This is a genomic window from Parasphingorhabdus pacifica, assembly GCF_054779195.1.
Genome location: NZ_BAAGYS010000012.1, coordinates 1 through 15,145, shown reverse-complemented (window position 1 = coordinate 15,145; position 15,145 = coordinate 1). Strand labels below are relative to the sequence as shown.

Sequence of the window (15,145 nt, the reverse complement as noted above, 5' to 3'; positions counted from 1 at the left end):
TACGAATTGTCTTCGTGTTTGTGTCCCACTCCGAAACGACGACGACCCCCGTCAGGGGGGAGGGACGGGGGTCGTCTGCGGTTCAGCCCCGGGGGGTGGGCTGAACCCGTCCGAATCAACGGACTCCGACACTCTATCGCTCCACGACCCAGTGACGCGTTCCGTCCATTAGGGGGAATGTACGCCTCCTGGCGGACTCTTCGTAGCCACGATTTGCCATTCGACGACCGAATCGTTCTTCGACTGACAGCGCCGTGGACATTCCTCTTGCGCGCGAAGCAGTATGTGCACACCCGTGCAACGGGAAGGCGAACTCGTATGCTGTGCGGCGTGACAGAGTCCGCGAACCAACAGACCCCCACCGGAACCGGAGTGGCCGCGTTCTTCGACCTGGACAAGACGGTCATCGCCAAGTCAAGCACGCTCGCGTTCAGCCGACCGTTCTTCCAGGAAGGTCTGATCAACCGGCGGGCGGTGCTCAAGAGCGCCTACGCCCAGTTCGTCTTCATGCTCGCCGGTGCCGATGTCGACCAGATGGAGCGGATGCGCGCGCACATCACGTCCCTGTGCGCCGGCTGGGACGTCGAGCAGGTCAACGCCATCGTCGAGGAAACGCTGCACGACATCGTCGATCCGCTCGTCTACAAGGAAGCCACCCAGCTCATCCAGGACCACCGCGAAGAGGGACACGAGATCGTCGTCCTGTCCGCCTCCGGCGAGGAGGTTGTCGCCCCGATCGCCGAACTGCTCGGCGCCACCCATTCCACGGGAACCCGGATGGTCGTCTCCGACGGGCGATACACCGGCGAAGTCGACTTCTACTGCTCGGGGGAGTACAAAGCCGCCGCCGCGCGCGAAATCGCCGACAAGTACTCGTACGACCTCTCGGCCTGTCACGCGTACTCGGACTCGATCACCGACCTGCCACTGCTGGAAAGCGTCGGCCACCCGACCGTGGTCAACCCGGATCGCGGGCTGCGCAAGGAGGCGGTGCAACGCGGGTGGCCGTCACTGACCTTCGAACATCCCGTGTCACTGCGGGCGCGCTTCCCCACCCCTTCCCGGACCGCCATGACCGCTGCCGGGGTGAGCGTGGGCGCCGTCGCCGCAGCGGGTGCGGCGTGGTGGGGCCTCCGCCATTGGCGCCGTCCCCGTTGACGGGACCGGCAACCGGCGAGTGGTCGAGGCGTGTCCGACGAAAGGGCCCGTCAACACCGGTTCGAGGCCTTGCAGTGACCGCCATCACGGACTACAAATGAAGGTGCGGAACCTGGTTGGCCAGGGACGTTACGGAGGAGAAGTAGCGTCTCCCCCGATCCGGCTCCGTGCGTGATCGCGGGAAACCCACGCGCAGCCGCCGCAGGAGGCTTGTCGTCCACAGGGTTGCGTACCGGGACGCCGGACGCCTAGCCCAGAAGTTACGACAGATGTCGCACGCTTGGTACCCCGTATTCACGCGGAAGGCGGCGTTCGTCTCGGACGAACGCCGCCGTCTATGTTCGGGTGGATCCACCCTTCCGGACACGGTCCCGCACCCGCCCCGGCCGGACACGCCGAGACCGTTCCTGTTCCACCGAGACGACCGGCCCGTTCACCACGGCTCCCCTCGTGCCGACCACGGGCCACCTGTAATGGGCGGCCACCTGCGCTGACCACGGCCCGCCGGTGATTCACCTTCGCGAACGGTCGTTACCGTACGCGACCGCACCCACGCACAGCGTTGACCTCGCGTCCCCACGTGGGTAGCTTCCCAACTCGTTCTCCTTTTTGGTGAAACACTTGCGCGCCATGCGGCCCGACTCGATGCCTACGGGACCGCGGTCATTCGTCCAGGGAGGCCATGTGGGCCGCACGCCCCCGAATCGTCGTCTCGTGGCGCTCACGTTCAGCGCTGTCGCCGCCACCGCATCACTGGCCGGGCTCGCCGGAGGCGCCGACGACCGGTCAGCAGGCCCGGCCGACCCACTCGCGGAAATGACCCTCGAGGAGAAGGTCGGACAGTTGTTCGTCACCTATGCCTACGGGCGGACGGCCGACACCGCGCACCCCCAGAACCAGCAGGAGTTCGGGGTGGACACGCCCGCCCAGGTGGTGGAGCGCTACCACCTGGGCGGACTCATCCACTTCGGTTGGACCGACAGCCTGTACGCGCCGAAGCAGATCGCCGGACTGTCCAACGGCGTGCAGGACGCGGCGGTCTCGTCCGGAGCCGGCGTGCCACTGCTGATCTCCACCGACCAGGAGCAGGGCCTGATCACGCGCATCGGGCAACCCGCCACCCAATTCCCGGGGAGCATGGCGCTGGGCGCGAGCGGGGACGCCGAGGACGCCGAACGCGCGGCCGCCGTCACCGGCCGGGAGCTCCGAGCGATGGGCCTCAACCACAACTTCGCCCCGATCGGCGACGTCAACGTCAATCCGGAGAACCCGGTGATCGGGGTGCGATCGTTCTCCTCCGATCCCACGCTGGCCGCCGAGCTCACCGGCGCACAGGTCCGCGGGTACGAGGACTCCGCACCGGCGAACCGAACCGTCTCGGCCGCGGTCAAGCACTTTCCCGGGCACGGTGACACGAACCAGGACAGCCACACCTCGCTGCCGGTCATCGAACACACCCGCGCGCAATGGGAACAGCTCGACGCGCCACCGTTCCGCGAGGCGATCGCGGCGGGCACCGACTCGGTGATGAGCGCCCACATCCTGGTGCCGAAGCTGGACGACTCGGGCGAGCCGGCCACGCTCTCACCGACGGTGCTCACCGGGATGCTCCGCGAGGAGCTCGGCTACCGAGGCGTGATCGTCACCGATTCGCTGCAGATGGAAGGTGTCCGGCAGATGCATCCGGACGCCGAGATCCCGGTGCTCGCGCTGAAAGCTGGCGCCGACCAGCTACTCATGCCGGAAAACCTGCCGGCGGCCATCGACGGCGTGCTCGATGCCGTCCGCAGCGGCGAGCTGACCGAGGAACGCATCGACCGCAGCGTCACCCGCATCCTGGAGCTGAAGAAGGCACGCGGTGTGCTCGACGACCCGTTCGTCGACGTCGGCGCGGTCAACCAGGTCGTCGGCAACGCCGAACACCGCCGAGCGGCCCGCGAGATCACCGACGGGACCACCACGGTGTTGCGCAACGACGCCGGACTCCTTCCGCTGCGAGAACCACCGCAGCGGATGCTGGTGACGGGGGCGGGCGACGAGGCGACCGGCGCGCTGGCCGAGGAGATCCGGGCCCGCGGACCGCGGGCGACCGCACTGCCGACCGGTATGGATCCCACGCGCGAGCAGATCGACGAGGCGGTCCGGCGGGCGACGGACAGCGGCATGGCCGTGGTGTTGACCAACGCGGCGTGGAAGGAGGCCAACGCCGCTCAAACCGACCTCGTTCGGGCGATCGAGCAGGCGGGCGTCCCGGTGGTCGCGGTCGCCGTCCGTGACCCGTACGACGCGGCCCACGTCGAGGAGGTGCCGACCTGGGTGACGACCTACTCGGACAAACCGGCCACAATGGGGTCGTTGGCGCGGGTGATGTTCGGTGAAGTCGCCCCGACCGGGAAGCTGCCGGTCCCGATCCCCGACCCGAACGAACCGGGCGTCGACCGCTACCCGTTCGGCCACGGCGTGAGCTGGTAGAAGTTCAGCACCACGGCTGGAGTGCGGTGGGCGCCACGCGGCGCGGAGAAAGGATGAAGGGCTCTTTGATGCGGGTTGATCGGCGCAGGTTCTTGGCCACCTCGGCATTGGCGGTTCCGATGCTGGGGGGCGGTGCATCGGCCTGCGCGGCCCCGCGGGAAACGGGTGTCGCGCGCAGCGGCGCGGACGTCCTCGCCGCCGACGACTGGCAACCGCTGGCGGGGCGGCGCGTGGCCGTGTTGACGAACCCCACCGGCGTGCTGAGTTCGCTCACCCACATCGTCGACGACATGCACGCGGGCGGCACGGTCGACATCGTGGGCGTGTTCGGCCCGGAGCACGGCTTTCGCGGCACCTCGCAGGCGGGCGGCTCGGAGGGCGACTACGCCGACCCGAGAACCGGGATCCCGGTTTACGACGCCTACGGCGTGGGTGCCGACAAGCTCGCGCAGCTCTTCGTCAAGGCCGGGGTCGAGCACGTGGTGTTCGACATCGCCGATGTGGGGGTCCGCTTCTACACCTACATCTGGTCGATGTACCTCGCGATGCGAGCAGCGGCCGAGGTCGGCGCGGCGTTCACCGTGCTGGACCGACCGAACCCGATCGGCGGGCGGCGCGTGGCCGGGCCGCTGCTGGATCCCGACTTCGCGTCGGGCGTCGGGATGCTGCCGATCGCGATGCAGCACGGGATGACCGTCGGCGAGCTGGCGAAGCTGTTCGACGAGCAGCACCTCCCGAAACCGCTGGGGCGGGATCTGCGGGTGGTGCGCACGGAGGACTGGTTCCAGCGCAGGGCGGACACCGGCTTGCCGTGGGTCCCGCCGAGTCCGAACATGCCGACGCAGGACACCGCGATGGTCTACCCGGGCACCGGTTTGTTCGAGGGCACGCTTCTGTCGGAGGGCCGGGGGACGACTCGACCGTTCGAGTTCATCGGCGCGCCGGGCATCGACTGGCGGTGGGCCGAAGAACTCGACGCGGCCGGGTTGAACGGCGTGCGCTTCCGGGAGTCCTATTTCGTGCCGACGTTCTCCAAGCACGAAGGCGAGACCTGCGGCGGGGTCCAGATCCACCGCTCCGGCGACATCGATGCGGTTCGCCTTGCGGTCACCATGCTGGTGACCGTCCGGAAGCTGTATCCGGACGTGTTCGGCTGGCGCTCCGACCACATGATCGACAAGCTGTCCGGGTCGGATCGGTTGCGCACGATGATCGACGCCGGTGCGGGCGTCGACGAGGTCATCGGCTCGTGGGACGAGGAACTGGCCTCGTTCCAGCGGCTCCGCCAGCGCTACCTGATGTACCGCTGACCGATGTACCGCTGACCGATGTACCGCTGACCGATGTACCGCTGAACACGCGACCCATACGTCCGAAAGATCCCGCGTGTGGGCAAACGCGGTGTATGGCCCGTGGTCCCCGCGTACATTCGTATCGGCTGCCCCGCCCGCGGAGCACCGACCTCCTGCGGAATACCGAAACCGATGGGATCGCGATGCGCAGAACGCTGACGACGGTAGCTCTGCTGTCCGCCACCGCGCTGGTGGCGGTTCCGGCCTGTGCTGCTCCGGACTGGCGCGGGCACTTCGACCGACCACGGTCGGGCTTCGCCGCGTCGGACACGACGTTGCGCGAGGGCACTCCGGCGGATGCCGGGCTGGCGGCGGGACCGATCGACGCCGCGTTGCGCGATATCGCCGCGTGGACCGAGCGCGTTCCCGGCCGGGAACATCCCATGTACGGCGGGGCGGTGAGCCTGCTCGCGCACGACGGGATCGTGGTCGATCACAGCGCGGTCGGCCACGAGCTGCGCTACGCCGACGGGCAGGGCACCGAACTCGCGCCCGACGAGCAGGAGCGGATGCGCCCGGACACCATCTTCGACGCCGCGTCCATCACCAAGCTGTTCACCTCGATCGCGGTCCTGCAGCAGGTCGAGGACGGTCGTCTCCAGCTGGACGCGCCGGTGGCCCGCTATCTGCCCGCGTTCGGAGTGAACGGCAAGCAGGCGATCACGGTGCGGCAGCTGCTCACCCACACCTCGGGGTTGCCGGCCGAGGTGCAGCTGTGGAAGGTCCCCCCGGATCGGCGGGTGCCGACCATCATGGAGCTGAGCCCGGAAAACCCTCCCGGCACGAGCTACACCTACTCCGACCCGAACATGATCACACTGGGTTTCCTGGTCGAGCAGGCGGCGGGCGAACCGCTGGACGACGTGGTCGCCGAGCGCATCACCGAACCGTTGGGCATGTCGGACACCGGCTACAACCCGCCAGATCACAAGGTCGACCGCATCGCCGCCACCGAGTACCAGAACGATCCGCAGCGCGGCATGTTGCGGGGTCAGGTGCATGACGAGAACGCGTGGTCGCTGGGCGGGGTGGCCGGGCAGGCGGGCATCTTCTCCACCGCCGACGATCTGGCGGTGCTGGGCCAGGCACTGCTCAACGGTGGAACCTACGACGGCGAACGCGTACTCGACGAATCGAGCGTCGAGCAAATGCTCACCGACCACAACCCCGAGTTCCCGGGGCATTCGCACGGTCTCGGCTTCGAGCTCGACCAGCGCTGGTACATGGCCGGGCTCGGTTCCCCGCGAAGCGCCGGGCACACCGGCTACACCGGCACATCGCTGGTGCTCGACCCCGCATCCCGTTCGGTAGCGGTGTTGTTGACCAACCGGGTGCACCCGTCGCGGGAATGGGGTTCGAACAACCCTGCGCGCCGCGCTCTCGCCCAGGGCCTCGCCGAAGCGCTGGCGGTTGCTCCGAGGCACGGTTCCGAAGCGTGGTTCGCCGACGCCTCCCAGGATGCGCGGTTGACGACCGATTCGCTCGGCCCGGTGGCGGGTCCGGTGCGGGTTTCGTTCGACGCGTTCGTCGACACCCAGAACAACGAGGACGGAGCCGACCCGCTCACTGTCGAATCCAGTGTCGACGGCGGAAGGACCTGGCGCCCCGCTCCGCTCACCGCGGACGGAACCGGCGCACCGGACGGCGAGCAGCGGGAGCTGGCCGGTGCGGGACATCGGTCCTGGTGGCAGGTGCGCGGGACGGTGCCCGCCGCACCGGGAGATCAGGTACGACTGCGCTGGAAGTACGCGCCCGACGAGCAGTACACGGGTCGTGGCGTGTCGGTCGACGGCCTGTCTGTGGCCGACCGGGACCGGGTTCTGCTCGACGGTGAACGCGAGCAGGACCGGATCACACCGGAGGGCTGGACCAGCACACCTCGCTGACCGGTCCTCCCGCCGAGATTTGCGCCGCAGCAAGCGAGCACACACTGCTCCGGCACACGCCTCAACTTGGTGGCCGGTGCCGACCACCGTCGAGTTCTCGCGCTGGCGGCCCCTGCGGGCGGGCTCTTCCTGGTGTGGGTGGATGTGCTCGCACGCACGGCGGCGCGGCCGACCAGATCATCGCCGAGGCCGGTGGCACCAACATCTTCGCCGACATGGACGACAGCTGGACCAGCGTCGGCCGGGAGTCGGTCGTGCGGGCCGATCCGGAAGTGATCCTGATCAACGACTACGCCTACACGTCGGACGGGTCCGCCCAGGAGAAGATCGAGTTCCTCACCTCGCATCCGACGCTGGCCGCGGTGGATGTCGTGCAGAACTAGCGGTTCTTCGCGCTGCCCTACGCGGCTCTCGTGGAGGGGCCACGCAATCCCGGTGCAGTGGCCGAGTTCGCCGAGTACCTGCACGGGCTGCCCGACTGAATGAAGCTCGTCCCCGAGGTTCCTCGTGACCAGGTGATGGCCACTCCGGTTGCTCACACGGCGGAGTTCAGTTGGATTCGGGACCGGGCAGGTGTGGGCCGATGTAGCCGACGTGCACCACTCCCGTCGCTCCTCTGGTGTCGTCGAGGTAGTGCAGTCGCGGTGCTACACCGCCGCCCCGGTCGATCTTCACGTGTGCCCCGAAGAACGCCTGCCCGGCGGAGCGCACCTCGACGCTGACCGGGAACGTCCGCGCTTCCCGGAAGCGTGGCGTGTTGACCACCTGCTCGCTCTCCCCGGAAGCCACCAGGGTCGGGCTGAGCCCCCGGTCGCCGCCGTGTTCGCGCACGTAGTGGGCGAATCCGCGCAGGTCGGGGGCGCCGTGATCGGTCGGATCCCGCCGCGCGTGCGCGTAGGCGTCGAGCAGTTCGAGCACGTCCCAGGTACGCCGGAGCCATTGCGGGGTTCGCCGCTGTCCGTCGAGTTTGGACGCCGCCCGGGTGCGAACGCCGAGTTCGAGCCCGTCCAGTCCGCGGGCGGCGACGAGCAGTTCCTCGAAGTTGGCGAACCCGGGAGGCGCGGCCGGGCTCCGGGATTCCGGTTCGTCTGCGTCCGGGTGCTGTACGGCGGAGGCGGTGGCGGACCGTAGGCGGTGCAGTTCGGTTTCGATCCGGTCGAGTTCCTCGGCGTAGAGCGATACTTCGAGTTCGGCTTCGCGCGCTCGGTGCCACGTCTCGGCGACAGCGCCCCCTCGGAGCGCCTGTTCGGCGGCGTCGCGTTCCCGTCGGAACCGGTGGGTCAGTTCGGCCAGCCGTCGGCGTGAACGCTGCGCCAGGTCTCGCTGGTTGCGCAGTTCGCGCAGCGTGGCCTCGCGGTCGGCGGTCTCGGTCCTGACGCGCTCTGTCTCCGCGCGCAGTTGACGGGTTTGCTCGGTGCCGTCGTGCAGTCGCTTGCGCAGCGCTTGGTCACCACGGTCCGCGGTGACGGGTTGCCAGTGCAGGTTGCCGCCCCTCGTCGCAGGCACGACCCGACGGTCCCCCATGGGGTCGTCCATGAGCGCCTGCCAGGTTTCGACGGTAGCGGGAACCTTGCCACCTGGCCGCCACGAGCCGACGTGCACGACGGTCTCCACGATCCGGCGCCATACCGCCGGGCGGCTCAACCGTTCCACCGGGACGATCACGTCTTCCAGGTGTCCCACCCACCAGGGCGGCAGGTAGAGCCGGACGGCCCGACGGGGAACCTGACGCTCGGTGGGGAGGAGTTCGTTGAGCCGGTTCCGGGCGGAATCGTCGATCGGCAGCAGCCCGCACAATCCCCTGGTCGCGTTCCGGAACCGGAGCATCTCGTGGTTGAACCGAGCGTGGGCGTGGTCGTTGTAGACGAGGACCGGATTGTCCCGCACCCCGTGGTTGAAGGTGTGCTCGAGGAAGCCGACGTCGTCGAGTCCGACGAGCGGGTTCTGCTGGGTCAGCGAGAACGCGGCGCTGGGGTCTTTCAACGCATGTTCGAGCAACCCCAACCGTTCGACCGGACTTCGCTGGTCGCGGATGGACCACGGCCGCCCGGCTTCGGCGCGCAGCCAGAACGCGAACTCGCCGGAACCAGGCGCGGTGCGGGCGATTCCGAGCATTGCGCGCACCGCCGTCGAGTCCCGCCCCCACCTCATGCGCCAGCGCCGGGGCATCAGGTGGTCGCCGTCCCCACCGGTGTCGATCAACCTGATGCTGCCCGATTCGTGCAGGCCGACGAGCGCGGATTCGTGGTCGGCGATGCTCTCGGCCGCGTATCCGGCCGCGCAGGCCGAGGTCGGCGGCAACGGTTGCGGGATCATCCGCGAGCCTCCGGCAACACCGGCCCGATGTAGCCGATGTGCACCGCTCCGGTCTCTCCCGCGGTGTCGTCGAGGTAGTACATCGCCAGCTGTTCCCGTCCACTGTGGTCGAGCAGCACGTGGTCGCGGAATTCCGACCAGCCCGCCGGGTCGATGGCCGACGGCACCGGGAAGGTCACGGCCGCCCCCGACGAGCTTCCGAGCAGCAGCGAGGACGTACCGGTCGACCGGAGATGTTCGGCCGCGCTTCCGGACGGCGCCCGCGCGTGTTCGGACAACGCCGCCAGGACTGCCAGGGACCGCCGCAGTCGTCCGGCGTCGAGCCCGGCCAGTTCCGCGGTCACGTCCTGGCCGAGGCGGATGCCCGGCAGTTCGCCGGGATCCTCCGGCACGGGTGGCGGTACCGCCGCGGGGTTGGCTCCCAACCAGGCGGCTTTGCGACGTAATCCGGCGAGTTCGGCTTCACGCGCTCGCAGTTCGGCCGATTGCCGCCGGACGAGCCGCCGCGCGTCGCGTTCACGTGCGGCGGCGATTCCGACCGAGGTGTTCGCCAGATCCTCGCGCGCGGCGTCGCGCTCGGCTCGTAACCGGAGCACAGCACCTGCCAGGGCTTTTCGGGAGCGGTTGATCGCCGTCAGCTGCCCGCGAGAGGCGTCGATTTCGAGGTCGGTCTCGGTGCGGGCTCGTTCGTGTTCGGACAGCTGGGTCCGCAACCTCGCGATCTCCTCGTCGGCTGCCCGGGTTCGCTGCCGCAGGTCCGTCTTCCCGCTGCCGGGGCCGGGCGACCTTCCGTGCCCGGCCGACTCGGCGACGCGTTCGCCGTACCCGTCTTCCGAGAGCAGTGCCGACCAGAAGTCCTGCGCGGTGTCGATCTCACGCGGAGTCACTCCCGGGGTGGACGTCGAGTCCGGAGGTGCGTGGCGGGCCGCCCGGAGGGTGTGGACGACGGCTTCGCGCCACGCGGCATCGGCGCCGTCCTCGCAGATCCCGAGTCCGCTCGGCTCGTCGAGCACCCGCTGCGGCAGGAACAACCGCCCGCCGCGCGGGGGGATACCCCAGGACTCGGGAAGTTCACGCCACAGCCGGTCGGCTTCCGCATCGCTCAGCAGCACCACGGCGGCGTTGCCGGTCGTGGCTGTGCGGAACGTCGACGCTCCGGTGGGTGCCGCCGGATCGACGTGCCGCACCAGGACCGGAACGCTGTTGGCCCGCGTCCGGAGCGATTCGATCAGGTCCGGCAGCGCGAGGTCCCGCCCGACGACCACCGATCCGGTCAACGGGATACCGGTGGCCGCGTCCCGCAGGGGACGTTCGCCGATTCCGAGCCGGACCATCGGTGACACCGAGTCCGCTCCCCAGCCGGATGCGTGGTGCGCGACGGCGTGGAGCAGTTCCGCTTCCTCGTCGAAGGCCAGTGCGGCGTCGACGGTGTTTCCGGCGCGTTCCCAGCTGACCCGCCATCGCCGCGAGGTTCCGCTCGCGCCGGGGTGCCGTCCGCGGTCGTGAATCCTGAGCGAACCGGCTTCGTGCTGTTGGATCAGGAATTCCTCGTGCTCGGGCACGGATGCGATGTTCCGGCCGGTCGCGCAGAACAGCTCGGTGGGTACCGCTTCCGGTGGCCGCTGCATGTGCTCCCGCTCGTCGGCTGGTGTCCGGTACGTCTCCCCACCGGTTCGTCGCGCCGCCACCGGTGGTTTCGAGCCTAGCCAATCTCGCATGCAACGTTCGGGTTCCCCTGTTCCGTCTTTCATCCGGCTTCCGCGCCAGGCGCGCCAGGCCGGCGAGGTTCCCGCGCGACGTTCTCGGAGCGCGCTCCCTGCCACCGCGAACACGCCCGCGGACCCACCGCGAGGAGAGGCGGATTGACCTGCAGGTAAAATTGTTAGTAAGTTTCCCACATGGGCATTGACGAGAACTCGCCAGAATCCGGCGAATCCAGCCCGCTCGTCCGGATTCGTTCGCTGTTGCCCGGACTGGCTCGCGCGGAACAGCGAGTGGCCGACATCGTTCTCGGTGACCCCGCCTCCATCGCGCGTCGGAGCATCACCGACGTCGCCGAGGCCGCGGGCACGAGCGAGACGACGGTGACCCGCTTCTGCAAGGCGATCGATGTGGGCGGATACCCGGACCTCCGCATCGCGCTGGCCGCCGACACCGCGCGAACCTCGCCCAGGGACCGCGATCTCGGCAGCGACATCGAACCCGAGGACGGTCTCGAACAGATCGTCCACAAGGTCGCCTACACCGATGCCAAAGCGGTCGAGGAGACGGCCGGTCAACTCGACGTCGAGGCCATCGCCCAGCTCGTCGAGGCCGTCTCCGGAGCCCGCCGAATCGATGTGTACGGCGTGGGCGCCAGCGCGTTCGTCGCCCTCGACCTGCAGCAGAAGCTCCACCGGATCGGGCTCACCTGCTTCACCTGGTCGGATACCCATGCCGCACTCACCTCGGCGGCCCTGCTGCGCGAAGGCGACGTCGCGCTGGCGATCTCGCACACCGGCGCCACCAGCGAGACAGTGGAGGCGCTGCGCGAAGCGGGCAGGCACGGTGCGACCACGGCCGCGCTGACGAACTTCGCGCGGTCCCCCATCACCGAGGTCGCCGACCTGGTGCTGACAACGGCGGTACGCGAGACCACGTTCAGATCGGGTGCGATGGCCAGCCGAATCGGTCAGCTGACCGTGATCGACTGCCTGTTCATCGGTGTGGCGCAGCACCGCATCGAGGACACCAAGGAAGCACTCGAAGTCACCTACGAAGCTGTCGGCTCCCACCGGCTGGGTTCACGCCCGGATCGACGCCGACAGAAGGAGGACGGTCGTTGAGCCGCGAAACCAAGCAGTCCGGTCACCCATCGGTCCGGGTGGACGCCCCCACCGAGCGCACCAACGCTCGAACAGGCGATATCGACCTGCTGCCGACGTTGGACATCCTCCACCTGCTCAACGCCGAGGACCGAGCGGTTCCCGAAGCGGTAAGCCGGGCGCTGCCCGAACTTTCCCGAGCGGTGGACATGGCGGTGGCGGCGCTGTGCGCGGGCGGCCGTGTGCACTACGTCGGTGCGGGCACGTCCGGACGTCTCGCGGTGCTCGACGCCGCCGAACTCGTCCCCACCTACAACGTGCCGCCGGACTGGGTGATCGCCCATCAGGCGGGCGGCACCAACGCGTTCCAGCACGCCGTGGAGAACGCCGAGGACGATTCGTCGTCCGGCGCGGCGGTGATCGAGTCGGCGGCCACCGCCGACGACTTCGTCCTCGGGCTCACCGCATCCGGCCGCACCCCGTTCGTGATGGGTGCGTTGGAAGCAGCGCGTGGCTTGGGCGCCGGAACCGGCCTGGTATCGGCCAACCCGGAGACCGCGGGTGACGCCCCCGCCGACGTGGTGATCAGCCCGGACACCGGTCCGGAACCGATCACCGGTTCGACCAGGATGAAGGCGGGCACCGCTCAGAAACTGGTGCTGACCTCGTTCTCCACCACGGTGATGATCCGGCTGGGCCGCACCTACTCGAACCTCATGGTCAGCATGGTCGCCACCAACGCCAAACTGCGCGGACGCACCGTGAGCATCCTGCGCGAAGCCGCGGACGCCTCCGAGGAGGCCTGCGTGGAAGCGCTCGACGCCTCCGGTGGTGACCTCAAGACCGCGCTCGTGCACCTGCTGGCAGGTGTCGACGTGGAGCGGGCCGCCGCCACGCTCGCGGCCACCGACGGGCAGGTTCGCGACGCCCTCGCCCAGCTCGACGGCTGAACCCGAGCCGGGAGCAGGCGACCAGGTCACCTGTGTGGGCGGTACGCGGTCGCGGCGGACAACTGCCCCCGGTGCGCCGAGGTTCGCCCGGCGGACGTGCGGTCCCGGTCCGAGGGGTCACGCCAGCGGTGCCGACCTCAGTCGGGCAACCCCTCGGACACCCGCTCGAACGACTTCGACAACCGGTCCCAGAAGCCGTCGCGATCCAGCTCCGTGGCTACCAGAGCGTTGTGCGACTCAACCTGGGCCTCGAAGTCCACGACGGTCATCCCGGCGGTGAACCGCCCCTGGGTCTCCACCTCCACACGAGCCGGAACAGCCGTGGTCAAGCCGGGGTCGGCCGCGTACGCGACCGCGCACGCATCGTGCACGGCAGGCCCGAGTTCCCGGTACTGCGGGTGCTGCGAGTAAAAGTCCAGGCACGGAGTCAGCAGTTCGGACTCCAAGCGGCCGAGTCCGGCGAACCGCTTGCGGACCTCCACCGTTGCGCGCGCCTGCGCCGTGAGGTCCAACCCGATCAGGACCGGACGCCAGGCTCCGCCGAACACCACCGACGCGGCCTCCGGGTCCGCGAAGATGTTGAACTCGGCCGCCGGAGTGACGTTTCCTCGGCTGTACGAGCCACCCATCATCACGAACTCGGCCGCCCACTCGGCGATCCGGGGTTCCTTGCGCAGAGCCAACGCGATGTTGGTCAACGGCCCGACCGCGACCAGGCTGATCTCGCCGGGCGCGGCGCGGAGGGCGTCGATGATGAAGTCGACCGCGTGTTCCTCGGCGACGGCCCCTTCCGCCGCCGGAAGCACCGCGTCGCCGAGCCCGTGCGCACCGTGTACGCCGGAAGCGGTGCGTGCCTCCCGCACCAGCGGGCGTCCGGCACCGCGGGCGACCGGCACGCCCGACATCCCGTAATAGTCGACGAGGCACAGCGCGTTGTTCGTCGTGTTCGCCAGGTCGACGTTGCCGCCGACCGTCGTCACTCCGACGACGTCGAGATCCGGGCTGCCGTGCGCCAGCGCGATCGCCAGCGCGTCGTCGATGCCGGGATCGCAGTCGATCAGGATCTTCTTGGTCATGCTTCCCTCGTGTCCTCAGCCGGGGGCCGAACTCGCGGCCAACCTCTCGACGGCGGGTCGGTTTCAGTCCCCCTGGACGGCGTCCGCGATGGATTTGGCCTCCGACGCGCCGGTCTCCATCGCGCGGCAGCAGTACACGATCCACCCGCCGACGCCTTCCGGCTCACCCGTCGCGAAAGCCTCCACCGCCGCCTTGTACTCGCCTTGCCTGCGGAAGTAGGCCACCTCCGGAACGACCAGGCCCTTCGGGTCCAGTCCGGTTCCGATGAGGCTCAGCCGCGCAGCGGCGCGCGCGATCATCCCGTCGGCGTGGCCGAAGGGTTCCAGCGACAGCAGTTCACCGTGCACGATCGCCGCCTGGATCGGCCCCGGTATCTGCCCCTGGGATTTGCCGCTCGCGTCGACGACCAACCGCGCCAACATGTCCAGTCGGCTGGAGATCTGCTGCTCGGCACGCGGGCGTCCCAGTGCATCGGGATCGTCCACGAGGTCCGCCGCCGCCAGCACATGCAGCCTGGCCAGCGCCTGCAACGGGGCGCGCTGCCAGGTGGGCAGCAGTGGCCCCAACGCTTCGGCCATCCGCAGCGAACCTGCGAGCATCGGGTCGTCGACGTCGCCACTGTCCGGGATCTCCGTACTGCCACCTGCCACTGCCGCCGAAGCCCGGGCGGCGCGGACCGATGCCTCGGCCGCGGTGGCCGGCCAGCCCCGCCGGTTGGCCGGGTGGTTGTGCACCTCGTCGATCGCGGAGCGCGCGGCGTCCACGGCCTCGGGAACCTCGGGCAGCTCCAGCAGGGGGAGCAGCAACTCCTGCGCGTTCACGCCGCGTGACGCTACCCGGCCACACCGCGCATCCGCTCCACCCCCGGCGGCGACTCGTGTCACAGCCCGGACCGCACACGCGGAGCACCGGTCCGGATGCGCAGCGAATTCCTCATTGGTTCACACCAATGTCGGTCCCCTCTGTCGTGGTGAGCCGGATCGCATTACCGTTCTCCTCGTACAGGCGTCACCAGCCAGGGAGGTTCTCCGAAATGAGCCAGTCCGACGGGCCGAACAACACCTTGGACAACTTGCTGTCTGAGAGCAGGACGTTCGCGCCGTCTGATTCGTTTGTTGCGCAGGCCAATG

The 15,145-nt window shown here is 69.1% G+C and carries 11 protein-coding genes; 7 read left to right on the top strand and 4 right to left on the bottom strand.

Translation table 11 applies throughout. The features are described 5' to 3' along the window. Positions 1 to 330 precede the first annotated feature (330 nt). The 5 genes from ACYVAN_RS19330 (at position 331) to ACYVAN_RS19310 (ending at position 7,251) form a co-directional block, all read left to right on the top strand. Positions 331 to 1,158 carry an HAD-IB family hydrolase gene (locus ACYVAN_RS19330; protein WP_460961617.1) on the top strand — a complete coding sequence of 276 codons (828 nt, stop codon included), beginning with the start codon at positions 331 to 333 and terminating at the stop codon, positions 1,156 to 1,158. A gap of 714 nt (positions 1,159 to 1,872) precedes the next feature. Then, positions 1,873 to 3,630, top strand: a complete 1,758-nt coding sequence (locus ACYVAN_RS19325) for a glycoside hydrolase family 3 protein (RefSeq protein WP_460961615.1) — start codon at positions 1,873 to 1,875, stop codon at positions 3,628 to 3,630. A gap of 53 nt (positions 3,631 to 3,683) precedes the next feature. Then, on the top strand, positions 3,684 to 4,940 hold the full coding sequence (locus tag ACYVAN_RS19320; protein WP_460961613.1) for an exo-beta-N-acetylmuramidase NamZ family protein: 1,257 nt from the start codon (positions 3,684 to 3,686) through the stop codon (positions 4,938 to 4,940). 185 nt (positions 4,941 to 5,125) lie between these two features. Continuing rightward, positions 5,126 to 6,868 (top strand): serine hydrolase domain-containing protein, encoded by a 1,743-nt coding sequence (locus tag ACYVAN_RS19315; protein WP_460961611.1) that lies wholly within the window; start codon positions 5,126 to 5,128, stop codon positions 6,866 to 6,868. Positions 6,869 to 7,002: 134 nt separating this feature from the next. After that, positions 7,003 to 7,251, top strand: a complete 249-nt coding sequence (locus tag ACYVAN_RS19310) for an ABC transporter substrate-binding protein (RefSeq protein ID WP_460961609.1) — start codon at positions 7,003 to 7,005, stop codon at positions 7,249 to 7,251. A 166-nt stretch (positions 7,252 to 7,417) separates the two neighbouring features. Here ACYVAN_RS19310 and ACYVAN_RS19305 read toward each other — a convergent pair whose 3' ends face one another. Further along, on the bottom strand, positions 7,418 to 9,184 hold the full coding sequence (locus tag ACYVAN_RS19305; RefSeq protein ID WP_460961608.1) for a hypothetical protein: 1,767 nt from the start codon (positions 9,182 to 9,184) through the stop codon (positions 7,418 to 7,420). Continuing rightward, positions 9,181 to 10,872, bottom strand: coding sequence for a hypothetical protein (locus tag ACYVAN_RS19300; protein WP_460961606.1), 1,692 nt, complete (start codon positions 10,870 to 10,872; stop codon positions 9,181 to 9,183). The genes ACYVAN_RS19305 and ACYVAN_RS19300 overlap by 4 nt, the downstream gene beginning before the upstream one ends. A gap of 210 nt (positions 10,873 to 11,082) precedes the next feature. On the opposite strand from ACYVAN_RS19300, the gene ACYVAN_RS19295 reads away from it, so the two are divergent. Together ACYVAN_RS19295 and ACYVAN_RS19290 are read left to right on the top strand one after the other, a co-directional pair. Beyond that, the gene (locus tag ACYVAN_RS19295) at positions 11,083 to 12,009 is read left to right on the top strand and encodes a MurR/RpiR family transcriptional regulator (RefSeq protein WP_460961604.1); all 927 of its coding nucleotides are present in this window, start codon (positions 11,083 to 11,085) and stop codon (positions 12,007 to 12,009) included. Beyond that, positions 12,006 to 12,938: an N-acetylmuramic acid 6-phosphate etherase gene (locus ACYVAN_RS19290; protein ID WP_460961602.1), complete on the top strand. Its 933-nt coding sequence runs from the start codon at positions 12,006 to 12,008 to the stop codon at positions 12,936 to 12,938. Before ACYVAN_RS19295 ends, ACYVAN_RS19290 begins: the two co-directional genes overlap by 4 nt. Before the next feature lie 137 nt (positions 12,939 to 13,075). Here ACYVAN_RS19290 and ACYVAN_RS19285 read toward each other — a convergent pair whose 3' ends face one another. Further along, complete coding sequence (locus tag ACYVAN_RS19285; protein ID WP_460961600.1) at positions 13,076 to 14,014, bottom strand: nucleoside hydrolase; 939 nt, start codon at positions 14,012 to 14,014, stop codon at positions 13,076 to 13,078. A 63-nt stretch (positions 14,015 to 14,077) separates the two neighbouring features. Next, a complete protein-coding gene (locus tag ACYVAN_RS19280) occupies positions 14,078 to 14,836 on the bottom strand; it encodes a Fic family protein (protein WP_460961598.1) in 759 nt (252 codons plus the stop codon). Between the last annotated feature and the right edge of the window lie 309 nt (positions 14,837 to 15,145).

Excerpts from the sequence above, each read along its gene's own strand:
- ACYVAN_RS19320 (WP_460961613.1), top strand. The coding sequence starts at position 3,684 with ATGAAGGGCTCTTTGATGCGGGTTGATCGGCGCAGGTTCTTGGCCACC.
- ACYVAN_RS19315 (WP_460961611.1), top strand. The coding sequence starts at position 5,126 with ATGCGCAGAACGCTGACGACGGTAGCTCTGCTGTCCGCCACCGCGCTG.
- ACYVAN_RS19305 (WP_460961608.1), bottom strand. The coding sequence starts at position 9,184 with ATGATCCCGCAACCGTTGCCGCCGACCTCGGCCTGCGCGGCCGGATAC.
- ACYVAN_RS19295 (WP_460961604.1), top strand. The coding sequence starts at position 11,083 with ATGGGCATTGACGAGAACTCGCCAGAATCCGGCGAATCCAGCCCGCTC.
- ACYVAN_RS19285 (WP_460961600.1), bottom strand. The coding sequence starts at position 14,014 with ATGACCAAGAAGATCCTGATCGACTGCGATCCCGGCATCGACGACGCG.